Source organism: Rosenbergiella epipactidis (assembly GCF_018494055.1).
Lineage (GTDB): Bacteria > Pseudomonadota > Gammaproteobacteria > Enterobacterales > Enterobacteriaceae > Rosenbergiella > Rosenbergiella epipactidis.
In genome coordinates this window covers 200989-222202 of record NZ_JABBFQ010000001.1, presented here as the reverse complement: position 1 = coordinate 222202, position 21214 = coordinate 200989, and the positions used below count along the sequence as shown (strand labels likewise).

Below are 21214 nucleotides of genomic sequence, written 5' to 3'. Positions count from 1 at the left end.
TAGAGATAAAAAAAGCTGCCGAGGCAGCTTCTTTTATTATTAGGGTATCTGCATTAACCTTTCTTAGGTACTGCAGTTTCAACCCGGCTTTTAAGCTTCTGGCCAGGCCGGAAAGTCACGACTCGGCGAGCAGTGATCGGGATGTCTTCACCGGTCTTAGGATTTCGTCCTGGACGTTGGTTTTTTTCCCGAAGATCAAAGTTACCAAATCCCGATAGCTTGACCTGTTCTCCCTTCTCCAGCGCACTGCGAATCTCTTCGAAGAAAAGTTCCACTAACTCTTTAGAGTCACGTTTGCTTAGACCCAATTTTTCAAACAAATATTCTGACATTTCAGCTTTTGTAAGCGCCATCGGTTCAATCCCTCAAGGTTGCCTGGAATCGCTCTTTTAACGCTGCAACACAGTCAGCTACCGTGGCAGCAATATCCTCTTCTTCAAGTGTACGCGTGGAATCTTGTAGGTGCAGGCTTATTGCAAGGCTCTTAAAACCTGGCTCAACCCCCTTTCCACGGTATACATCGAATAAGTTTACGCCAACCAACTGATTTACGCCAACTTTCTTACACTCAGCGATAATATCTGCTGCATTAATCGATTCTGAGACCACCACAGCGATATCGCGACGGTTGGCTGGGAACTTAGACACTGGCTTAGCATGCGGGATTTCACGCTCTGCCAATTTGTCCCATAAGAGTTCAAAGACAACTGTACGGCCGTTCAAATCGAGTTTACGTTCCAGCTCTGGATGGACCACACCAATCCAGCCGATCACTTCGCCGGCCAGCACAATTTCAGCACTCTGCCCCGGATGCAGTGCACTGTGCTCTGTGCGGCGGAAGGAGATGTGCTCGGTTTTACCAGTTAAGTCGAGTAGCCCTTCCAAGTCCCCTTTCAAATCGAAAAAGTCTACATTTTGACGCTCGATTAACCAGTGCTCGTCGCAACGCGCGCCGGCAATGACGCCCGATAGCATCATTTCCTGACGGATGCCTAAAGGTGCCTGGCTATCCGGGACAAAACGTAATCCGCTTTCGAAAAGACGCACACGGCTTTGCTGACGGTTTTGGTTATAGACCACAGCATCTAATAAGCCAGTCCACAACGATAACCGCATTGCCGACATATCCGCAGAGATTGGGCTAGGAAGAATGAGGGCTTCCTGTTGTGGATGCAGCAAAGATTGTGTCTTAGGGTCTACAAAACTATAAGTGATAGCTTCTTGATAGCCTTTATCGACCAGTAGGGTTTTGACGCGTTGCAGTGCGAGATTCGCTTCACGGTGCGCAGGCATAATCAAGCTTGCTTTAACTGGCACGTCAGGAATATTGTTATAACCATAGACACGAGCGACTTCTTCGATCAGATCTTCTTCAATCTCCATATCGAATCGCCAAGTCGGCGCAACCACCTGCCACTGTTGCTCAGCTGCAGTGACGTCACAACCGAGTTGCGTCAAAATATCGGTAACTTTTTGGTCAGCAATTTCATGACCAATCAGACGATCTAATTTACTGCGGCGTAAGGTTATTGCAGCGGGCTTAGGTAAATGTTGCTCAGAGGTTTTCTCGATAACTGGACCGGCTTGTCCTCCACAGATCGCCAATAATAGCTCGGTAGCACGCTCCATCGCTGCGTATTGGCCCGCTGGATCGACGCCGCGTTCATAGCGGTGTGAAGCATCAGTGTGCAGACCGAAACGGCGAGCGCGCCCCGTGATCGCTAATGGAGAGAAAAAGGCGCATTCTATTAAGACATTCTGAGTGGTTGCAGAGATACCGGACGCTTCTCCACCGAAAATCCCCGCCATCGCGAGCGCTTTCTCGTTATCAGCAATAACCAGAACGTCGTCAGTCAGTGTGACGTTATTACCATCCAATAAGGTCAAGGTTTCGCCTTGTTTCGCCTGACGCACCTCGATCTTGCCAGCTAACTTCGCTAAGTCGAATGCATGCATCGGCTGACCACGTTCAAGTAAGACGTAGTTTGTGATATCGACTATCGCGTCAATCGAACGAATACCACAACGACGCAATTTTTCTTGCATCCAGAGTGGCGTCGGGGCATTGATATCAATATTCTCGATCACACGACCTAAGTAGCGTGGACACGCTTCCCCTGCCGTTAATTCGATGGGGAATTGATGGTCGCTAGTTGGGGTGACCGCTGCTACCGCGGGGACGTTGAAGGGCAGTCCATTCGCTACCGCTACATCGCGAGCAATCCCCATAATCCCTAAGCAATCAGCACGGTTGGGCGTGACACTGATTTCAATGGTGTTGTCATCAAGCTGGAGGTATTGACGAATATCTTGACCGATCGGGGCATCAGCGGGTAGTTCAATAATCCCTTCTGACTCCACATCGATACCTAACTCGGTAAAGGAGCAAAGCATCCCTTCAGAGGGCTCGCCACGTAGCTTAGCCGGCTTGATTTTAAAATCACCCGGTAAAATCGCGCCCACTGTGGCCACGGCAACCTTTAACCCTTGGCGGCAGTTTGGTGCGCCACAGACGATATCGAGTAAACGCTCGCCACCGACGTTGATTTTGGTCACACGTAATTTGTCAGCATTGGGATGCTGATGGCACTCGACCACTTCACCGACCACGACACCGTTAAATACACCTGCAACGGCTTCAACCCCATCAACCTCTAATCCTGCCATGGTGATTTGGTTGGAGAGCTCATCACTTGTTAGGGCCGGATTTACCCATTCACGTAACCAGAGTTCACTGAATTTCATTGGATAACCTGCCCTTATTTAAACTGTTTGAGGAAACGTAAATCATTTTCGAAGAATGCGCGAAGATCGTTAACGCCGTAACGTAACATAGTCAAACGCTCCATCCCCATACCGAAGGCAAAACCAGAGTAAACGTCAGGGTCGATGCCAACGCTACGCAAGACATTAGGATGCACCATGCCACAGCCAAGCACTTCTAGCCATTTACCGTTTTTACCCATCACATCCACTTCTGCAGAAGGTTCGGTAAAGGGAAAATAGGATGGACGGAAACGGACCTGAAGATCTTCTTCAAAGAAATTACGCAGGAAATCGTGCAGCGTACCTTTAAGATTGGTAAAGCTAATATCTTTATCGACGATCAGCCCTTCCATTTGGTGGAACATTGGCGTGTGGGTTTGATCGTAGTCGTTTCGATAGACGCGGCCCGGCGCAATAATACGGATAGGCGGTTGCTCTGCCTTCATGGTGCGGATCTGTACACCTGAAGTTTGCGTTCTGAGAAGACGGTCTGCATCAAACCAGAAAGTATCATGGTCGGCACGAGCCGGGTGATGCGCAGGAATATTCAGGGCATCGAAGTTATGGTAGGCATCTTCAATCTCTGGGCCTGTTTTCACGCTAAAGCCGAGTTCACTAAAGAAGCCTTGAATGCGATCAATAGTCCGCGTGACCGGATGTAGGCCGCCATTCTCGATACGACGACCAGGGAGGCTGATATCGATGGTCTCTTCGGCTAAACGCGCATTCAGTGCCGCATTCTCTAGCGCCTCTTTACGCGCATTAAGATGTTCTTGTACCTGGCTTTTTGCTTCGTTAATCACTGCGCCCGCCGCTGGGCGTTCTTCGGCAGGTAACTCACGCAATTGGGTCATCTGTAAAGTAAGGTGACCTTTTTTACCTAAATATTCGACACGCACCGTGTCTAATGTGGCGATATCCGTCGCCTCGTCAATCGCGCCCTTTGCTTGGGACACCAATTCTGCGAGTTGGGACATGTCTTTCCTCTTTTATCCAGTCTATCTGGGAAGTTATGCTATGTAACAATGAATAACGACAAGTCTTAAAAACGACAAAGCCTCCTTAATGGAGGCTTTTCGCGCGTTTTTTCGTTTCTTATCTCATGCGCAAAAGCCTCAATTGTTTAGAGGCTAAAGAAAAAAAAGAAACGAAAAAAAACGGTATTCATAAGTAGAGTCCAATTCGAGAGTAGAAAATAAAAAAGGGAGCAAGCTCCCTTTTCTACTGACTTATGCCAGTGCTGCTTTCGCTTTTTCGACCAACGCAGTAAAGGTTGATTTGTCGAATACAGCGATATCAGCCAAAATCTTACGGTCGATTTCAATAGACGCTTTTTTCAGTCCATTGATGAAACGGCTGTAAGAGATGCCATTCTGACGAGCTGCTGCGTTGATACGCGCGATCCACAGCTGACGGAATTGACGTTTGCGCTGACGGCGGTCACGGTAAGCATATTGACCTGCTTTGATGACTGCCTGGAAGGCAACACGGTAAACACGTGAACGTGCTCCGTAATAACCTTTAGCTTGTTTTAAGATTTTTTTGTGACGAGCACGGGCAACAACACCACGTTTTACGCGAGCCATAGTAGCTCTCCTGTTTTATATTCTGAAATTAAAAAAATGACTTATGCGTACGGCAGGCAGGCAATAACTAGACCTAAATCGCCTTTTGACACCATGCCTTTCGGACGTAGGTGACGTTTACGCTTAGTTGATTTCTTAGTCAGAATATGACGCAGGTTCGCGTGCTTACGCTTAAAACCGCCAGAGGCAGTCTTTTTGAAGCGCTTAGCCGCGCCACGTACAGTTTTAATCTTTGGCATTTTTACAAATATCCACTTCGCATTGTTAATAATATAAAACAACAGGCGAATACAGCGCCAGCCGAAGCTGACGCAGCATTACTTGATGGCCTACTGTTTCTTCTTCGGCGCAAGCACCATTATCATCTGGCGGCCTTCGATCTTCGATGGGAAGGATTCGACCACTGCCAGTTCAGACAGATCTTCTTTCACGCGGTTAAGCACTTCCATACCAATCTGCTGGTGTGCCATTTCACGACCACGAAAACGCAGTGTGATTTTGGCTTTGTCGCCATCTTCGAGAAAACGAATCAGGTTGCGTAGTTTGACCTGATAGTCGCCTTCATCAGTGCCAGGACGGAATTTAATTTCCTTAACCTGAACAACTTTCTGCTTTTTCTTCTGTTCCTTAGAAGACTTGCTTTTTTCATAGAGGAATTTGCCGTAATCCATGATTCGACAAACTGGCGGCTCGGCGTTCGGGCTAATTTCAACTAAATCGACACCCGACTCTTCGGCTTTCTCTAAAGCTTCACGCAGACTAACGATACCGAGCTGCTCGCCTTCGATCCCCGTCAGACGTACTTCATTTGCGCGAATCTCGCTGTTAATACGGTTCGGACGCGTAGGTTGTACTCTTTTTCCGCCTTTAATACCTTATTCCTCCAACTGATGAATACTTCTGCTGCGAATTTCGTTTTGCAGCTTCTCAATCAATACGTCGACATCGAAAACACCTAAGTCTTTTCCACGGCGGGTGCGCACGGCAACTTTGCCTGCCTCGACCTCTTTATCACCGCAGACTAACATATAGGGTACGCGACGTAATGTGTGCTCACGGATTTTAAAGCCAATCTTCTCGTTTCTCAAGTCTGCTTTAGCTCTAATACCCGCATTTTGTAATTTTTTGGTCAATTCACTGACATATTCTGCTTGGCTATCGGTGATATTCATCACCACGGCTTGCATTGGCGCTAACCATGTTGGGAAGAAACCGGCAAACTCTTCGGTCAGTATCCCAATAAAGCGCTCAACGGAACCTAGTATAGCACGGTGAATCATTACTGGCGTTTGACGGTCATTATTTTCACCGACATAAGTGGCTTCTAAACGCTCAGGCAGAGAAAAGTCGAGCTGTACTGTACCACATTGCCATGCACGATCCAGACAATCATATAAAGTAAATTCGATTTTCGGGCCATAGAAAGCCCCTTCACCCGGCTGATATTCAAATTCAATATCATTATTTTTGAGCGCTTGCGCCAGATCCTGTTCCGCCTTGTCCCATAATTCATCGCTACCGATACGCTTTTCAGGACGCGTGGACAATTTTACCACGATCTTTTCAAAGCCAAAGGTGCTGTACATATCATAGACCATACGGATGCAGCTGTTTACTTCATCGAGAATTTGGTCTTCGGTACAGAAGATATGGGCATCATCTTGGGTAAAGCCACGAACACGCATCAAACCATGTAACGCACCCGATGGTTCATTACGGTGACAGCTTCCGAATTCAGCCATACGAAGTGGCAGATCACGGTAAGACTTTAATCCTTGATTAAAGATCTGGACGTGTCCTGGGCAGTTCATTGGCTTAATGCAGTACTCACGGTTCTCAGAAGAGGTGGTAAACATTGCTTCTTTATAGTTTTCCCAGTGCCCGGTTTTTTCCCACAGCACGCGGTCCATCATGAACGGACCTTTTACCTCTTGGTATTGGTACTCTTTAAGTTTACTGCGAACAAAGGTCTCTAACTCGCGGAAGATTGTCCAACCATCGTTGTGCCAGAAGACCATACCTGGCGCTTCTTCTTGCATATGGTAAAGATCGAGTTGCTTACCGATTTTACGGTGATCACGCTTAGCCGCTTCTTCTAAACGCTTTAAATACGCCGCAAGCTGTTTTTTATCCGCCCAGGCAGTACCGTAAATACGTTGCAGCATTTTGTTATCGCTATTGCCGCGCCAGTAGGCACCCGCCAGCTTCTGTAACGTGAAGTGGTGGCAGAAACGCATATTCGGAACGTGCGGTCCGCGACACATATCAACATATTCTTCGTGATGATACAGACCAGGTTGATCATCACGGCTGATGTTTTGGTCAAGAATTTCCATTTTGTACGGTTCGCCACGCGCTTCAAAGGTATCGCGCGCTTCTTGCCAACTAACGGTCTTCTTGACGACTTGATAATTTTTTTCGGCCAACTCGTGCATACGCTTTTCGAGTTTTTCGAGGTCTTCCTGAGTTAATGTGTGGTCGAGATCGACATCGTAGTAAAACCCATTCTCGATAACAGGACCAATCGCCATTTTGGTATTTGGCCACAGTTGCTTAATCGCATGTCCCAATAAGTGCGCACAAGAGTGACGAAGGATTTCAATCCCCTCTTCATCCTTAGCGGTAATAATTGAGACGCTTGCATCGTCAGTAATCGGATCAACGGCATCAACCAGTTCGCCATTCACACGTCCGGCAATACAGGCTTTAGCAAGACCAGGACCGATGTCTTGGGCTATATCCATCACGCTAACGGCATGATCAAAACTACGTTGGCTTCCATCAGGAAGAGTAATAACTGGCATTCTATATCCTTAATTGCAGTGGTAACCCACACGACAGGCTACATGCTAAAATGTTTTGTTCTTTATAATCAACTGGTTAATTTCATTAGTTCGCTGATTTTTCGGATTTGGTACACCATTTGGTACACACTTTCAAATCTATCTATCTGAGTTAACCCCAGAAATTACAATATTACAGGTTTAGGAGGATGACTTAAAGGGCGAGGTTCAATTCTGGATTTCATCGCCATCACCTCTCGGCAATTCCTTCACCATAAATGTCACCACTCTTAACACTCTGGCATCATCAAGAGCGTCACTCTAGACAGTCATTTGCTTGTGTTTTTACAAATGATACAATTCTTATCAAATTATTTTCTTTAACAAGAGGCAGTATTTAATGAGCAATGATAGATTCAACTCGCTCGATGGAATGCGTGGCTTGATGGCTGTGGCAGTTTTATATAGTCATTTAATAGGAACATACTATGGATGGTTGCCAGATAGACCTCTGGTTGGTGCTGGATTCTGCGTTATGTACTTTTTCATGCTTAGCGGTTTTGTTTTATCTGCATCGCATAAAGAAAATGAGGGGATAAAATACTTCTTTGTCAGGTTTTCTAGGCTTTTCCCTTTGCACTTCATCACAACAATATCAATGCTCATCATTTACGCATTTAACAAGAAAAATGGGCTTTATTACTCTAGTGATGATGTTTTCAATATCAATGTTATCATTAAAAATATTTTATTTATGCATGGGATAACACCAAATAACTTTATTTTGCTGAATGAGCCATCATGGAGCATAAGTCTTGAATTTTGGTGCTCCTTGCTTGTTCCTTTCATTTTAATGAAATTAGGAATAAAAGAAAAATTAATATCAGTCCCAATCATAATGGTCTTAACATTTAATTTTTTCCCTGAGAATTTACCTCATAATTTTCTAATGGCATCAATATGCATGTTGATTGGAAATGTTGCCTACACAATAAAATCTAAAAAATCAGTTATAAAAATAGCAGAAAGTAAATACTTCGAGTTATTATCTGTTATTTCCATAGCAATATGCATTCTTGCAATATATTATGGATCATCAGGATTTGAATCATACATTTGCCTTATGGCGTTTTGCCCACTTCTACTAATTGACCTTACGAGAAGAAATTTCATTATAAAAAGAATACTTTGCTGTAGATTCATCTTATTTCTTGGGTTTATTAGTTTCCCTTTATACCTTTTCCATGAATCAATAATCGTCTCTGACATCATCCCAAGACATTTCAACTTCTATACTTACTCTACATTAATTTTATTAACGACAATGACTGTCTCATACCTATACAACAGGAAAATTGGCTCCCCATTATATAAATACTGTAAAAATAAAATATACACATCAGGTAAAAAAAATTAAGACTGCAACTGGTAGTACTCAGCAATAAAATGTATTTACTGAGCACTACCAGTGCCATTGTGTATAATTAGTGATTCATCGCCAATACCCCCCCCCAAACATTACCAACAAGAGTGGATTTCGGATTAAAAATTAATAAAGAAGCAATTGGCGTCGCGGTAAATGTGAGCTTATATATCCACTCGTGGCTTTTACCTGAATCTACGAGCACTGAAATATCTTGCCGAGCACTTTTTACTATATGATTTTATTCAAAGTTTATTATATCAATTTCATATCCTTATGAATTTAGTTGCGGTTCAAAAGCAACTATAGTTACTAGGGTATTGAGGGTTTTATCTGCCATTATTCGGCCCTCACTTGGCAACCTGATAGCGTAATGGGTGACATGGTTATGACTCGCACCTTAAAACCGACATTCTTCCTGATTCGACCTATGCGCCGCCACAGTACGCGCCTATCGTACTCAAACGGACTATTCTGGCTAATCATCTGTTCTCGACCGAAGTTGATACCGTCAGTCGTAGCAGACAGGAATAATCGCCGGGCTTTCTGACTAATACCTGTCGACGCCTCAAGCTCAAAGTCGAATATCAGATTGTTGTCAGCTTTGAAAAGTGGCGTGTAGAGCAGGTGTTCTTGCTCTGCGTCGTACTGCGTTGAGTGAGCGTCATTAAGATACCCGGTCACAGATTGAGTCTTGTCGCCACAGGTAATCTGGTTATCCTCATACATGAAGTCGATTGCACGATAAGGTGAGTCATAGAGTCCAGTTTTCAGGATTGACCATTGTGGCCCATTCTGGCTTGCTGAGGCGTCATAGCAAAGTACATCATTCGGTAGGTGGATGATGATTAGCTCATGCCCATCGAATCGTAATGACTTCATGTACACCTGATCCAAATCAGTGGCACTGTAACTTCTAAGTACCTTATCGACACTGACCGAGGAGATTTGCGTGGCTGAGCCTTGGCTAATCACATACACAGACGGCGAACCATTGGCTGGATTACTGACGAAAGCGTGTGAGTCTGCATAGCGACACTTGGCGAACGTTCCAGCGATCCCCTTCTGTACCATCAGGGACGGTTGAGCAACGTAAATTGCCGCACTCGTATCAGTGGCCCCTGTCAGGGAGAAATACTCAATCGTTGACGTACCGAACATCACCGCGAAGTCACGCCATGAGTCACAACCTAGGATGCCATCTGGCTGGCTCTCTGCTGTGTAGAATGGGCGAAATTGGTCAGGGTGAGATTCGTTATCAATATCAGTTACGCCGAAGTCCTGCGACCCATCCTTAACCCAGATATAACGGCCACGCAGCCGACATACATCACGCACAGACCCGATTTCGTATTGCGTATAGGTAACATCGCCGACGGTATCAGGCCAGTTCTGCAGCGTCTTCACCGTACCGTCGTAGCGATAAAGTGTTAACACGCCATTTGCAGAAACTGCCTGACTCGTTGCTGAGTGAGCCATGCCTACACGGCTAGAGCCTGATACATCACCTGCCTGTGACTGACCTCGATACAGCTTATTACCCAGAACCCGATACACTACTGATTCGTGAGTATTGAACTGCACGCCCCGCGACAGGCCAGCCACATCATCGCGCTTATCAATGCCGGGGAATGAGCGGAGGTAACCCGAACTATCAAGCACCTCTTTCGGTACCGCCAGCATGTTCACTGGCATGGCATCGATATAGTCAGCGTTAACCTGACTCTTTGCTATCCCCTTCATCAGGGGTAACTGTTGTATTGGCATTGTGTTTCCCCGGATAGAAGTTCCAGCTATTAACCCTCGCCCACTTGTTACCGCTACCGATAGGCATGCGACTTGGGTATGAGTAACCGGTTTGAGCGGCACGAAGGATAGCTGTCGATTTCATCAATCGCTCCTTGCCGTAACGAGCGGTCGTGATGATTTTATCGGTAGGAGTGACTTGATAGTCAGGAGCAATACGCAGTGCGAGATTGTGTACTACTGCGCTAATCGATCTAGACTGCATAGAGTGGTCGTCACCTTCTGCCGGCGGGTCTTCATCATTAGCAAACGTGTAGCCAGTGATAATCCCTCGCCCATCCTGATACCATTCGCCCATCATCATCTCGAGGTCATTAACGCCGTCCTCCATCGATTGAGGCTCAACATCGGTTAGCGTAGCGTCAGAGGCGATACCTAGCTTGCGCAGCGCCACACGGACAATATCACCCTTCGTTTGAGTCAGCATCGGTCACCACCTTAGCTTTGCGCCGCTTAGGTTGTTCGAGCAACTTTGATGGGTGGTCGAGCCAGCCTTCTTTAACGTGCTTACCAACCTCGGAATGGTCAACAACCTTGACGTGAGCCATAACGCCCCATACCTTGCACGGGCCATCTGGTTTATATACTGCTGTGTCCATATCGACCTCAAAGTAAAGGGGCCGAAGCCCCATTGATTAAGCAGTTTGCCCAGCCAGGCCCACGCCGATTGCTTCCGGACGGGTTGCGTTGACGCCATACCACACTGCGATACGGCATAGGCCGGAAAGCGTTGAGATGTCGCCTTGCGTTGCGAAGATACCGCTGATACCCACGTCAGGGATGTCAAACGAACGAGTCTTCATACCTGCAAACATTTCGTGACTTGCTGGAATTGGCTGAGACACGATACGGATCGAGTCGTCTGCCCAGAAGACATTTGTCCGTGCATCCTGAGTGTTCAGGATGTTGATTGCTGTTTTATCAGCAAGAGTGGTATTCACGTTTGCGTAAGCGCGTTGCTCCGGTGACAACGTGGTGTCATTCAGTGCTACGGGCTTCGGCGTGATCTCAATGTGAGTACCATCAACCACTCGGACTACTGAGAACGTCGCGTCATGCGTCAGGACGTTTTTAGCCATCTGACCGAGGAACTTGACGCCCGCAAAGCTAATTTTATCGCCACGTTTCAAGCCTGAGGTGCTAGACAATGTCAAGCTAGCAAAACGATTATCAACGTTGGATTTATTACCTTCGTTATCCAGAGTCCAAGCCTGAGGCTTGAATGATTGTGCGCCAGAAACTGTCAGCCCCGTTGCTGTTGATTTAGGCAACACAGTGAGTTTCGGTGAGCGCATTACCTCATCAAAGCCAGCAACTTGGTTTTGGATGCTGCCAGTCTTGTAAGCATCTTCGGTCAGTCGACCAAAGTTGTCTTTACCAGCTAGGTTATAACCGGCCTTGGTGTAGTCCTTCGGGTTGAAGAAGTATGACAGTCCTGAATCACGGTTTAACTCGCGGTCAAACATAATTTCTTCAGCTTCAGCCAGGAAAGGCCAAGCACGATTATCCTGAGAGATTTCACCATCACTGGTAACCACAAGAGAACCCATTTCTGCGGCCATGGTGGCGATCTTAACTTCAAGATTGCTAGCTAACTTCTTGGCAGATGCCTGAATACGGCGTCGGTAGCTTGTTTCATCTCGTAAATCGTCAGCGCGAAGGGAGAAAAAATCGTTGTCTGGGTCACCTAAGTTCACCGCGACGCTTAGCTCCTCGATTCCCGTAGCTTTCCCAGTCAAATCCCACCCTTCCTGAGTAGGAGCCTCCTGCTCTACTGGCATCCAGATAGTATTGCTGCCGCGTTGCATGGCTCCTGCAGGCGGAGTATATTTATTAGCGCGTTGCGCCATTGGTGTCAGGTTAGTGACGGTTTCGATTACCTCGTCGATTGCGAGGGTGACCATTTGGCCTTCATTCAATGCCATTAGCGAATTCCTTTAAGTTTTAATTTGAGTTTGCGGTACAGCTCGACATCGCCACTGCTAGAAGCCTTGTCCATCTGCTTTTGAATGGACTCTCTATTGGCCGCAGTCACATCACCGGCGATCGCTTCATCAGCCGGGGGTGCTTTCGATACTTGTTTACCGCGAGGTTTAATCGTGAGTTGTGCGTCAAGTCGGGCCAACTCAATCAAGGCTTGCTGACCATTGAGCGAGTTGATGTGACGTAATTTCTCTGGGTTTGCGCCTAGGTGATACATGATTGCCGCTGATTTCTCTGGGAACAGACTCATAATCGTGGTGTCCACACCTTCTGGAACCTGCGACCGAAAGTAATCTTCCTTCTCCTGATAGTCCGGGAGGTTGAGCTTCTCAGCGGCATCGTAGTGTTTACGCACTGACTCGACCGTCTGCGTTGAATGCTGTGTGTACTCCTGAGTCTTACGGCCTTGTTCGGCTACGGCGTTGCTACGGGCATCCTGCGCTTTAATCAGCCACTCGTTATTGGCTTGGCTAAAGGCTGCAAGTGCTCGCGTTTGGTCGTAACCGTACTTCTCCAGACCATCATCAGAGAGATACTGATTAATGTCAGGCTGAGGTGGCAAGTCAGGATTTACACGCAGTGTCTCCGGTACCTCGCCGCGACGAACAGCTTCAAGTTGCTGCTCTAGTTCACGCTGGCGTTTACGTTCGATACGCGCCTGTGCAAACTTCGCGTTAGTTGCCGGGTCTTGTTTCTGTTCAGTCTCGCCGTCAGACAGGACAATCTCGAAGCCCTCATCTTGCCCTTCGCCACCGTTGGCATTATCGGTTAGCTGACTATCATCAAGTGCCGCTTGCTGATTGCCGGACAGGGTTTGTTCTTCAGTTGCCTGAATGTTGTCGGTATTACTCATGATTCACCTCATGGAAGGGATAAAGTTACTCGTCAGGATTGACGGAAGGTTGTTGATTCTGTCTCTGCTGTTGCAGGAGTCCGGCAATATCGAGTGCTTGACCATGTTGCTGTTGGTTAGCCCGTAGCATTTGGTCAGCCTCGTTATGTGCCGCTGTGTTCTGTTTCTGATACCAGTCAGACAGTGTGCTGAGTGCGCTCTGTAGTGACTTATCGTTGAGTGATTTAGCGTTAGCTAATGCTTGAACGGCTTGCGCTTGGGTGAGTTGTGCCTGTTGCTGTGCGGTGTAGGCTTTGATTTGCAGGTCGGTCTGTTGGTTCTGAGCTTTCTGCATGTCTGCTTGGCCTTGCAGTAACACGCCTTGAGCCTGAATTGTCGCCGCATCTGGCTGCCCTTGCTGCTCCTGCTGAGCTTCCTGTAACCACTGCTGTTCTTCTGCTGTCTCTGGCTGCTTGAGTCCCTGTACGATTAGCTGCTTGTTAGCGTAATCACGGGTAATCTCAATGCCTTTACCATCAAGCAACGTCAGGTATTGCAGCAACAACACATTCCAGACTTGCTGTGACGGGTCAATCTGGCCTAACAACTCTTTCAACTCGGCGCGGTGCTGTTCTTTCATCGACTGGAACGAAGGGCCAACATCGGTGTAGCACTCGAACCGACCGCTAATATCGTTGAGCACGACTGACTGACCAGACGCCACATCGACAACGCTCATCATCGTCTGCACTGCTTTCTCTTCGCCATCCGGTAGCGTCATGGTGACCGTGCGCGGAATATCGTAGATATCTGCAACCATCGAGGCGTAAATCTCACCGTCACGGCGCATCGCAGTAGCTAAGTTGTCCTGAAACACGAAAGTTTGCAGGTCTGAGCGCATGTTTAACTGGTTGACGGTATCAAACGCAACTTGACCATTGGCTGCTTGGTTATCGACACCTAGGTCAGCAACCTGTTGAACGGCATCACTGGCAGCCTGTAGAGCATATTGGTTAGCCGGGGGGATCTCAGGGTCATCGAGATAAGCCATCGGGCCGGGGTTTAAATCCTGATTGCTCTCGTCGGTGCGATTCATCAGGTAATACGGGTAATCCGCATCGCCCGAGTACATATACTCGTAGCCTTCGATTTGCTCAGGGTAAAACACAGGCTTCTTGCGAGGGTTTCGCGCCACGATGTCAGCATTAAAGCTCATAATCATGTTACGCAGTCGCTGGCCGTCTTTCGTCAACCGGACGATACCCTCATAGATTTCTTTGTCCTCGACAAAGCCCCACTCACCGAAAACTGGCACAATCGGCAGATGTTCACCGGCAATCAATGTGCGGTCTTTCAATACTGCGGAAGATGTTAGGATCGTCTTATACACCCTGCGGCGTTTAATTTTCTTCTCACCAATCTTCTTCATGCCACGGTCGGCAAGCATGTCGATAACGCTCTGAATATCTCGCTTGAAGTAGCTAACAGGCTCGCCGGTTAGCGGGTCCTCGTAGATGTAAGCGACCTCTTTCTTCTCTTCAACTTCGTAATACTCTGCGATGTACAGCGAGTTACTGGTCAGCCAAGGGAATACCCAATCATTCGGCGATTGAAAGCTAGGCTTATCGTCTGGATCGAGTCCGTACTCTTCGGCGAATGATTCCCAGCCATCCTGCGACAACGCGCTGATAACCGTCACATGCTTAGCGTCAGACTTATCTTGCTGCTTGGCATTGGCATCCCAGATAACGTGAGAGCATGCTTCGTGGATAGGCAGACGACGGATAATCTGGTTGTTACTGGTCGGGTCTTCGTCTTCGTACTCGGTGACGATACGCCTTGCGCCGATACCACACTCAATTTGCTCTTTCACTGCCACGTTGACCGAAGTCTTCGCGGTGTTATGTCGCATGTCGGTGCGGTACATTCCCATCAGGATTTCTGCTGAATTCGGGTCAGCGTTATCCTTTGGTCGGAATAGCACATCAATCGGGTTCTGGCGCATCTCAGCGACCAGTTTACGCACCACTGGCCGGACAATATCGAACTGTCCACGGTATTGCAGCGTGGTGTATTGAGTCAGCCAATCATCCCACTGACTCACCCGACTAAAGAATAAATCGTTTTTCGCCTCGGTTCTGGCTTCCTCGCTGGCCGTCCAGTCCCGGTCGAACTTACCGAGAATGGCTTCCAGTCTGTCATTTGTGTCGGCCATTATCGCCCTCTCGGTATTGGTCTAATTGGTGCCGGTGCTTTTGGTTTCTTTACTTTGCCAATGTCACCGTAGCGCTTGGCATAACGGCGCATCATATAGGCGTAACGTGTCGCATCGAGCAAGTCATCGCGAACCTTAACTAATCGGCCTTTATCGTCACGGTGGTAGAAGTTGAACTCTTCGAACCAGTCACGCAGCCCACGGAAAACTTTGAATTTACCGTGCCGCATTAAGTCGTATAGTTCGAATAATCCAGCCTCTACCGAACGCGAACCATCAGGCCATTGCGCGGCATCGTTGAGCATTTGGAATCCGGCATCGTGGTAATACTGCTTTTGTTGCAGGCCTGAGCCTTTCTCAGTCTGTAATCCATCTTGAGGCCATGCGGTAGGTACTTTGTTAGCCCATGAGCGAACAGCGCCCCACGCTTCGGCGGGTGATGTCTGGCTGGCCTTCCATGCTCGGGTGAGGTAGAAAGCATCGTTATCAGGGTCGATAACTAATTGGACGTGAGCTTGAGGGTGGTCCCAACCAAAGTCCATGCCGTCGATAATCATCCAGTGATCGGGAACTGCAAACGGATCACATGTTATTAGCTCCTCGCCAAAGTCATAGATACGACCATGACCAAGCATCGGTATGCCTTTCGTCCTCATGTCACGTTGATGAGGCGGGAACGAGGCAAGCAATTCCTCCTTCACTCGCTCACTCAGGTGCGGCGCATCATCCCAGCCAACATTCATGCACGTTTGACCACTGGATGGATTATCCATGAAGCCGATAACCAACTCAGTGCGGCCATTCTCAGGCGTAAACGTCAGTATTCCTCTACCACCACGACCTTTATCACCAGTAGCAGTACGCGTTAAAACCTGCGGATAGATTGATGGGTCTTTCGGCTCCTCATCGATATGGAACCAATCGACGCTATCACCCATCAGAGCGTGCTGCCCCTGTGAGTATGACCAAAATTGAATCTTTGCTAGCTTGCCTGATTTATGGCGAACATAGGCGGTACGAACAGCGTTTGGCGTACCAGACATCGGCTCGGTGTCAGCAATCAATTCACCAGGTATTAACCCACCTTCCCAACCGTTATCAGTTTTACGGCCGAGGATAGGATTCTGTAATAGGTCACGGCACTTCTCGCCCGAGTAACCTAGGCACCAGATAAGCGGTGCATGGTCGAACTGGTAGCCATCCCAATCATCGGGGTAATCACCCATGGCGTGAATAGCGTCTGTGTAAGTCGCGGTGTCGGTCTTGCCAACACGGTTAGCTGCGATCAATGCGACCGGTGAAAAATGCTTACTCTTACCGATGAAGTTTTTCTGCCACGGATAACGTGTTGAGTAGTAATTCTTGTAGCGGTAGACATGCGCCCTACGCTTCTTCTCTTCAAGGAGTCGGATTAATTCAATCTTCTGTTCCCGATTGAGGCTGTCCATTGGTTAGCTCCTTGAGGCGTCGGTCTATCTCGTCGTCGGTTAAGTCGGTGATAGTGATGTTTTGGTCATGCTGAACGCGGTCACCGTATTTCTTCGGGGCAACCTTCCCGGCATACCACTTACGAGCGTCGACCTGTAATCGAGCTTTGGCAACTGCTGCGCCCTCTTCGACTGCCGCGTCTGCAATATTCATGGCATCTTCTGCAAGAACCTCGGCCTGAATCTCGCGTGCGCGTGCGTATTGCACCGAAAATTCCTCATGCTTAGTCAGCCATAAGGTCACAGTGCTCAGTGATGGCATACCTGTGCGCTTACAAATCGACCTTAAACTTTCACCAGTCATTAGCAGAGAGCAAATATCATCCGCGACCTCTGGTAAATAATCAGATGGGCGACCACGTTTACTTTCTGCTGCCATGATTATTTTTCCTCTGTTACTGCATCCCATTCTTCACGGAATTTTTGTGGGTTGGTTGAGCCTTGAATAGCCATACAGAACATTCCTCTATGTTGTGTTGATACTTACTCGGAAATCTCGGTATCAACGCTGATAAATACCTATATAAAACTCTGTTAAGGCCACCAATAAGATGACCTTTGCAGAGCTTTATAAATTACGATGCGATAGCACCTGATGCGCGGAGTGATGCGAGTAACGCTGCAAACTCTGCCTTGGTTGGCGTGTCACCTGCTGCGTCTGCTACTGCTGCGCCCTGCTTTACGCCGCCGAGAGTTGAAGTAGTTGCCGCTGGCAGTGTGTAGCCGCCCTCTGATGTGTATTTGGTGTACTTAGCCTCAAAGTCTGATTTGCTCAGATAAAGGATTTCACCGTACTGGCTATTAAACAGGTAGCCGCCGACTTGTGGCTTGAACGTTCCTATGAATGCTACGGAGACGTATTGCTCGTTATAAGCCCCGTCGAACTCTACTTGAGCAGAACCGTCGTTAGCGTAATCAATCGCTTTGATGGGTAGCGCACGGATGTAAACGCCGTCAGCGTCTTTGTACAACGGCCATTGGGGGATGTAGTTTGGATTGGTCATGATATTGTCCTGTAGGGTGATTGCATTAAACAGCACCCGATAGGATGCTCTGTGATGCAGACATAAAAAAACCGCCCGGAGGCGGTTGAGTATTAATTTTGTAGTAGAGGCTTAAAGTCATTCAGCTTAGATGCGTGAATGACAATGCCAATGTTCATCATAAGCTCTGTGTTGACGATCATTTTAGTAGAGGTCGGTATGTCAACAATTTCCAAGTTGCCTTGTGCATTCAATGTTGGTCCTGCATATAGAATACCCAAGAAGATTAGCCTTTCTCCTGTAACTAAATGGCCTTCGTGCATAAATGAACCTTCATTCAAAATATATACTGGAGAACCACTTGAACCTCCGAAGCAAGCCATGTCTATCATGAAAACAGGTCTGCCTTGCCAGTTCTCTTTTGGCGATGAAGCAGTAATGCCTTTTCTAGTTATAGGTCGGTTGTTAACATTATCCCACAGCCCATTTGGGTAACCAGTCATGAACACATCTTCAATAGGAGTTATGCTTTTGTCCTTCAAAAATAGTTGGTCAGTGAAAAAGTATGGCTCAACAATGATATCGTTATTTCTCAACTCGGCTAATATATTAGCCACGGGAAGAACACATAAGTCTATATCATTATCTGGGTGGAATATGAAATGCTCCCTTTTTGCATCGATTTCCCCCATCTGATTCTCTTCATTACCTATTTTACAGCTAACCTTTAGACTGACTGATATGGCCGAATCTACCACATGCTTGTTAGTAACAAGAACTGGCAAAATATTTTGCTCATCCAACCTAAATCCGAACCAAAACCCCGTCCCAACAGAAATTCCATTCTCTTCTTGGCATTCTATCCTGACTGTAAGCTTAGATATTTTTTCACTATATGACATTTTTAAACCCCTTCAATTAGGAGCTTAATCATTTATCAAAACGAATGATGAATATCTATATATTTTTAAATAACCACTGCATTATTTGATTTCAGAATTAAATTTATATCCATTTCGAGTAGTTACTGATAAAACTATTTCTGCAAAATTGTAGGATTTTAAAATAGGACCAGCTAATTCAATTAACTTCTTTATTCCTTCTATATCTTTATCTGAGGAAGATAGAAATTCATGATCAAGCACCTGATTATTGCTGAATGTTGGCCAAGGGAACGGCTGTGAACTATGTGCTAATTCATCTAGTACAATCACTTTCTTGTCTACCGTTGAAGCTCTCATATATAACCCCTTAAATCGAGTAACCACAATCGAGGCCACGTTAATGACCTCTGTTCTGGCTACTAAATAAGTTGCTTGGCAAGCTTACACAGGTCGTCGAATACTGCATGGGATTGACTGCCGGCAGCGGTGACTAGCTCTTTCAGTTTGGCTTCGAATAACTCGACATCGGTTTTCACTTGCTCGACGTCGGTTTTAACTGTTTCTGGCGCTACTGCTGGCTGTTCGGTAGTTACTGGCTCGGTCATGGATTTACTCTCTTTGGTGAATAGGCTGATTAGCCACTGGATGATTTTCATTTGGTTATTTCCCTGATGTAAGCCTGCAAGCCATTAATCTGGGCTGTGGCTTGAGCTAATTGGCTTCTGAGGGTGTAATAATCTTGTCGAGCGTCTGCTGAGAGTTCGGCGCTGGCTGCATTAGTGCTGCCGGAGGCGGTGTTGGTTTGGGACATTCCGCTGGGACAGCTTGCTTTGACACGCAACCGGACAGAACCAGACTTAACCCTGTCGCTAAGAGAACTGATTTCATCGTCTTTCGCCTTGAGTTTGAGTTGATACGCTTGGTCGATTGCCGAAACAGCCTTTTGCTGAATTTGCATCTGGTTGATTGTCTTTAACCTGGTGTCGGCGACTGCTGATGCCCGGGCTGATTTGCCCTTCCACTCTATAGCAGTGTTACGGTAATGATTGACTTCGCTTACCAGAGCAATGATTCCACCGAAAAGAATGGTTATCAGAACTAAACGCCAGTTAGCAATTATCCATTCCATTATTCACCCCACAAGCAGATTTCACGCTCTACCTCTCTGCTCATAACCATTACCCGTTAGCTAAATCAATTGCCTTGACGAAGGTAGCGAAGTCATAAGGCTGATTTCCGTTCTCATGGGTAATGACTGCCTCAAGTAAAGGGATCATCACCCGGCTATCCGTCACATCGATAACCTTATCCGCGTCAACGCCGACTTGTTTAGCCACGCTGTTGATATAAGCATCGGTATCGTTTTCAACAGGAGGGGCCCAGCGGTTAATGATTTTTCTGACGGTGTTTAACCCGTGCTTCTTTTCATAGTTCCGCAAAATGATAATCATGGCGCGTATACCATATTCAGAAGCCGTAAACTGACAGAATGACTTATCAATACGCTCTGACTTGGGCACTAAGCCCTGCCAATCATCTCCCCATCGAATATTTCCCGGGTTGTTATTTCGAATCCCACGTGCGCCGCTAGTGCTGGTCATTGCTCACTCCTAATTTGTTTCCGATAAAGCGCATAGCGAAAGCTCTAATTGAGTCCACGCCAATAAAACCGACTGCGCCACCAATACCTACAGATAGCGTCTTAGGTAAGTTAAAATATTCAAAAGCAGAGGCGAAGGTAAGCGTTAAGGCACCACACAACAGTCCTTCAAGTAACATCTTTTTCCAGCCGCCGCTTGTGTAAGCAATTCTTAGAACAGACATCACGACTGCCATAAGCACCGCCCCAACAGGTGTGTCTCCTGACCACCAGCTATGCAGGAGTCGTCCCCATTCAGAGACGATATGAGGGTCATTATTCATTTTCATTTCCACCCCCGAGTGGGGATTTGTAGTAGGGATTCACCGCCTGTCACTTGATAGTATCTGTGTGGGATAATTGGGATTGACTTGCGGTGAAATAAAAAAGGCCTCACCGAAGTGAAGCCTTGAAATGTGTTATGTACGCACCATCGACATATATCAGTAACATGTCGATTATTTGCGGTTTTGTAACCATATTGCTGACGTCGCGAAAATGGTTTATTCCCTCGAATTCGGGGGAATAAAAATGATGATACTACGAAACGTCGCTATTTGATTATGATGGTTTTCCAACTACCAGTCTGGAGACTTGCCAGACATTATATCCCTTCTCATTTCTTTGGCTCTCTGCCTGTCAGAACCTGTATCGAATACCTTGCTGCGACCTGGGAAAACACCAATTTTACCGGGGGTTTCCCTCCTGCCTATATTGTCCAGCGAACAACCGGTAACCATGAACACAATAACCAATAATAATACTTTCATCTTGGCCTCTACTTGATAAAGTCGAGAGCGAATTTTAAGCATTCTGGAAATAGTTTA

General features: G+C 46.9%; 23 protein-coding genes and 1 other annotated feature. Of the genes, 1 reads left to right on the top strand and 22 read right to left on the bottom strand.

Annotated features, from left to right (window positions below; translation table 11 throughout):
* Window positions 1–53 precede the first annotated feature (53 nt).
* The 7 genes from ihfA to thrS all read right to left on the bottom strand — a co-directional run bounded on the left by ihfA (window position 54) and on the right by thrS (window position 7156).
* Window positions 54–353, bottom strand: a complete 300-nt coding sequence (gene ihfA, locus HGT71_RS01110) for an integration host factor subunit alpha (protein WP_048912075.1) — start codon at window positions 351–353, stop codon at window positions 54–56.
* Window positions 354–357: 4 nt separating this feature from the next.
* Window positions 358–2745: a phenylalanine--tRNA ligase subunit beta gene (pheT, locus tag HGT71_RS01105; protein WP_214216161.1), complete on the bottom strand. Its 2388-nt coding sequence runs from the start codon at window positions 2743–2745 to the stop codon at window positions 358–360.
* Window positions 2746–2759: 14 nt separating this feature from the next.
* Window positions 2760–3743: a phenylalanine--tRNA ligase subunit alpha gene (gene pheS / locus HGT71_RS01100; RefSeq protein ID WP_062812169.1), complete on the bottom strand. Its 984-nt coding sequence runs from the start codon at window positions 3741–3743 to the stop codon at window positions 2760–2762.
* Window positions 3744–3813: 70 nt separating this feature from the next.
* Window positions 3814–3942: a sequence feature (Phe leader region), on the bottom strand.
* A gap of 53 nt (window positions 3943–3995) precedes the next feature.
* Entirely contained in the window at window positions 3996–4352 is a 357-nt protein-coding gene (gene rplT, locus HGT71_RS01095; RefSeq protein ID WP_048912072.1) for a 50S ribosomal protein L20, read from the bottom strand.
* Window positions 4353–4393: 41 nt separating this feature from the next.
* A complete protein-coding gene (rpmI, locus tag HGT71_RS01090; RefSeq protein WP_004157374.1) occupies window positions 4394–4591 on the bottom strand; it encodes a 50S ribosomal protein L35 in 198 nt (65 codons plus the stop codon).
* Between the two features lie 90 nt (window positions 4592–4681).
* Window positions 4682–5224 (bottom strand): translation initiation factor IF-3, encoded by a 543-nt coding sequence (infC, locus tag HGT71_RS01085; RefSeq protein ID WP_099825336.1) that lies wholly within the window; start codon window positions 5222–5224, stop codon window positions 4682–4684.
* 3 nt (window positions 5225–5227) lie between these two features.
* Complete coding sequence (gene thrS, locus HGT71_RS01080) at window positions 5228–7156, bottom strand: threonine--tRNA ligase (RefSeq protein WP_214216160.1); 1929 nt, start codon at window positions 7154–7156, stop codon at window positions 5228–5230.
* 379 nt (window positions 7157–7535) lie between these two features.
* Between thrS and HGT71_RS01075 the strand changes: the two genes are divergently transcribed.
* Entirely contained in the window at window positions 7536–8552 is a 1017-nt protein-coding gene (locus tag HGT71_RS01075) for an acyltransferase family protein (protein WP_214216159.1), read from the top strand.
* A 345-nt stretch (window positions 8553–8897) separates the two neighbouring features.
* Here HGT71_RS01075 and HGT71_RS01070 read toward each other — a convergent pair whose 3' ends face one another.
* The 15 genes from HGT71_RS01070 to HGT71_RS01000 all read right to left on the bottom strand — a co-directional run bounded on the left by HGT71_RS01070 (window position 8898) and on the right by HGT71_RS01000 (window position 20677).
* On the bottom strand, window positions 8898–10325 hold the full coding sequence (locus tag HGT71_RS01070; protein WP_214216158.1) for a packaged DNA stabilization protein: 1428 nt from the start codon (window positions 10323–10325) through the stop codon (window positions 8898–8900).
* Complete coding sequence (locus HGT71_RS01065; protein WP_214216157.1) at window positions 10273–10791, bottom strand: packaged DNA stabilization gp4 family protein; 519 nt, start codon at window positions 10789–10791, stop codon at window positions 10273–10275. The genes HGT71_RS01070 and HGT71_RS01065 overlap by 53 nt, the downstream gene beginning before the upstream one ends.
* Complete coding sequence (locus HGT71_RS01060) at window positions 10769–10912, bottom strand: hypothetical protein (RefSeq protein WP_241594926.1); 144 nt, start codon at window positions 10910–10912, stop codon at window positions 10769–10771. The genes HGT71_RS01065 and HGT71_RS01060 overlap by 23 nt, the downstream gene beginning before the upstream one ends.
* Before the next feature lie 87 nt (window positions 10913–10999).
* Window positions 11000–12289, bottom strand: a complete 1290-nt coding sequence (locus tag HGT71_RS01055) for a P22 phage major capsid protein family protein (protein WP_214216155.1) — start codon at window positions 12287–12289, stop codon at window positions 11000–11002.
* Window positions 12289–13200, bottom strand: coding sequence for a scaffolding protein (locus tag HGT71_RS01050; RefSeq protein WP_214216154.1), 912 nt, complete (start codon window positions 13198–13200; stop codon window positions 12289–12291). The genes HGT71_RS01055 and HGT71_RS01050 overlap by 1 nt, the downstream gene beginning before the upstream one ends.
* 25 nt (window positions 13201–13225) lie before the next feature.
* The gene (locus HGT71_RS01045) at window positions 13226–15394 is read right to left on the bottom strand and encodes a portal protein (RefSeq protein WP_214216153.1); all 2169 of its coding nucleotides are present in this window, start codon (window positions 15392–15394) and stop codon (window positions 13226–13228) included.
* Entirely contained in the window at window positions 15394–16842 is a 1449-nt protein-coding gene (locus tag HGT71_RS01040) for a phage terminase large subunit family protein (protein WP_214216152.1), read from the bottom strand. Before HGT71_RS01040 ends, HGT71_RS01045 begins: the two co-directional genes overlap by 1 nt.
* Window positions 16811–17260, bottom strand: coding sequence for a terminase small subunit-like protein (locus tag HGT71_RS01035; protein WP_099822223.1), 450 nt, complete (start codon window positions 17258–17260; stop codon window positions 16811–16813). Before HGT71_RS01035 ends, HGT71_RS01040 begins: the two co-directional genes overlap by 32 nt.
* A 196-nt stretch (window positions 17261–17456) precedes the next feature.
* The gene (locus HGT71_RS01030) at window positions 17457–17885 is read right to left on the bottom strand and encodes a head fiber protein (protein WP_214216151.1); all 429 of its coding nucleotides are present in this window, start codon (window positions 17883–17885) and stop codon (window positions 17457–17459) included.
* A gap of 92 nt (window positions 17886–17977) precedes the next feature.
* Window positions 17978–18766 (bottom strand): S1 family peptidase, encoded by a 789-nt coding sequence (locus HGT71_RS01025; protein WP_214216150.1) that lies wholly within the window; start codon window positions 18764–18766, stop codon window positions 17978–17980.
* Window positions 18767–18847: 81 nt separating this feature from the next.
* A complete protein-coding gene (locus HGT71_RS01020; protein WP_214216149.1) occupies window positions 18848–19105 on the bottom strand; it encodes a hypothetical protein in 258 nt (85 codons plus the stop codon).
* 62 nt (window positions 19106–19167) lie between these two features.
* Entirely contained in the window at window positions 19168–19404 is a 237-nt protein-coding gene (locus HGT71_RS01015; RefSeq protein WP_214216148.1) for a hypothetical protein, read from the bottom strand.
* Window positions 19401–19877 (bottom strand): lysis protein, encoded by a 477-nt coding sequence (locus HGT71_RS01010; RefSeq protein ID WP_214216147.1) that lies wholly within the window; start codon window positions 19875–19877, stop codon window positions 19401–19403. The genes HGT71_RS01015 and HGT71_RS01010 overlap by 4 nt, the downstream gene beginning before the upstream one ends.
* 49 nt (window positions 19878–19926) lie before the next feature.
* Complete coding sequence (locus HGT71_RS01005; RefSeq protein WP_214216146.1) at window positions 19927–20349, bottom strand: structural protein; 423 nt, start codon at window positions 20347–20349, stop codon at window positions 19927–19929.
* A complete protein-coding gene (locus HGT71_RS01000) occupies window positions 20336–20677 on the bottom strand; it encodes a phage holin, lambda family (RefSeq protein WP_214216145.1) in 342 nt (113 codons plus the stop codon). The genes HGT71_RS01005 and HGT71_RS01000 overlap by 14 nt, the downstream gene beginning before the upstream one ends.
* Window positions 20678–21214: the final 537 nt, after the last annotated feature.

Coding starts and splice junctions, on each gene's coding strand:
- ihfA (WP_048912075.1), bottom strand. CDS start 353: ATGGCGCTTACAAAAGCTGAAATGTCAGAATATTTGTTTGAAAAATTG.
- pheT (WP_214216161.1), bottom strand. CDS start 2,745: ATGAAATTCAGTGAACTCTGGTTACGTGAATGGGTAAATCCGGCCCTA.
- pheS (WP_062812169.1), bottom strand. CDS start 3,743: ATGTCCCAACTCGCAGAATTGGTGTCCCAAGCAAAGGGCGCGATTGAC.
- rplT (WP_048912072.1), bottom strand. CDS start 4,352: ATGGCTCGCGTAAAACGTGGTGTTGTTGCCCGTGCTCGTCACAAAAAA.
- rpmI (WP_004157374.1), bottom strand. CDS start 4,591: ATGCCAAAGATTAAAACTGTACGTGGCGCGGCTAAGCGCTTCAAAAAG.
- thrS (WP_214216160.1), bottom strand. CDS start 7,156: ATGCCAGTTATTACTCTTCCTGATGGAAGCCAACGTAGTTTTGATCAT.
- HGT71_RS01075 (WP_214216159.1), top strand. CDS start 7,536: ATGAGCAATGATAGATTCAACTCGCTCGATGGAATGCGTGGCTTGATG.
- HGT71_RS01070 (WP_214216158.1), bottom strand. CDS start 10,325: ATGCCAATACAACAGTTACCCCTGATGAAGGGGATAGCAAAGAGTCAG.
- HGT71_RS01065 (WP_214216157.1), bottom strand. CDS start 10,791: ATGCTGACTCAAACGAAGGGTGATATTGTCCGTGTGGCGCTGCGCAAG.
- HGT71_RS01060 (WP_241594926.1), bottom strand. CDS start 10,912: ATGGCTCACGTCAAGGTTGTTGACCATTCCGAGGTTGGTAAGCACGTT.
- HGT71_RS01055 (WP_214216155.1), bottom strand. CDS start 12,289: ATGGCATTGAATGAAGGCCAAATGGTCACCCTCGCAATCGACGAGGTA.
- HGT71_RS01050 (WP_214216154.1), bottom strand. CDS start 13,200: ATGAGTAATACCGACAACATTCAGGCAACTGAAGAACAAACCCTGTCC.
- HGT71_RS01045 (WP_214216153.1), bottom strand. CDS start 15,394: ATGGCCGACACAAATGACAGACTGGAAGCCATTCTCGGTAAGTTCGAC.
- HGT71_RS01040 (WP_214216152.1), bottom strand. CDS start 16,842: ATGGACAGCCTCAATCGGGAACAGAAGATTGAATTAATCCGACTCCTT.
- HGT71_RS01035 (WP_099822223.1), bottom strand. CDS start 17,260: ATGGCAGCAGAAAGTAAACGTGGTCGCCCATCTGATTATTTACCAGAG.
- HGT71_RS01030 (WP_214216151.1), bottom strand. CDS start 17,885: ATGACCAATCCAAACTACATCCCCCAATGGCCGTTGTACAAAGACGCT.
- HGT71_RS01025 (WP_214216150.1), bottom strand. CDS start 18,766: ATGTCATATAGTGAAAAAATATCTAAGCTTACAGTCAGGATAGAATGC.
- HGT71_RS01020 (WP_214216149.1), bottom strand. CDS start 19,105: ATGAGAGCTTCAACGGTAGACAAGAAAGTGATTGTACTAGATGAATTA.
- HGT71_RS01015 (WP_214216148.1), bottom strand. CDS start 19,404: ATGAAAATCATCCAGTGGCTAATCAGCCTATTCACCAAAGAGAGTAAA.
- HGT71_RS01010 (WP_214216147.1), bottom strand. CDS start 19,877: ATGGAATGGATAATTGCTAACTGGCGTTTAGTTCTGATAACCATTCTT.
- HGT71_RS01005 (WP_214216146.1), bottom strand. CDS start 20,349: ATGACCAGCACTAGCGGCGCACGTGGGATTCGAAATAACAACCCGGGA.
- HGT71_RS01000 (WP_214216145.1), bottom strand. CDS start 20,677: ATGAAAATGAATAATGACCCTCATATCGTCTCTGAATGGGGACGACTC.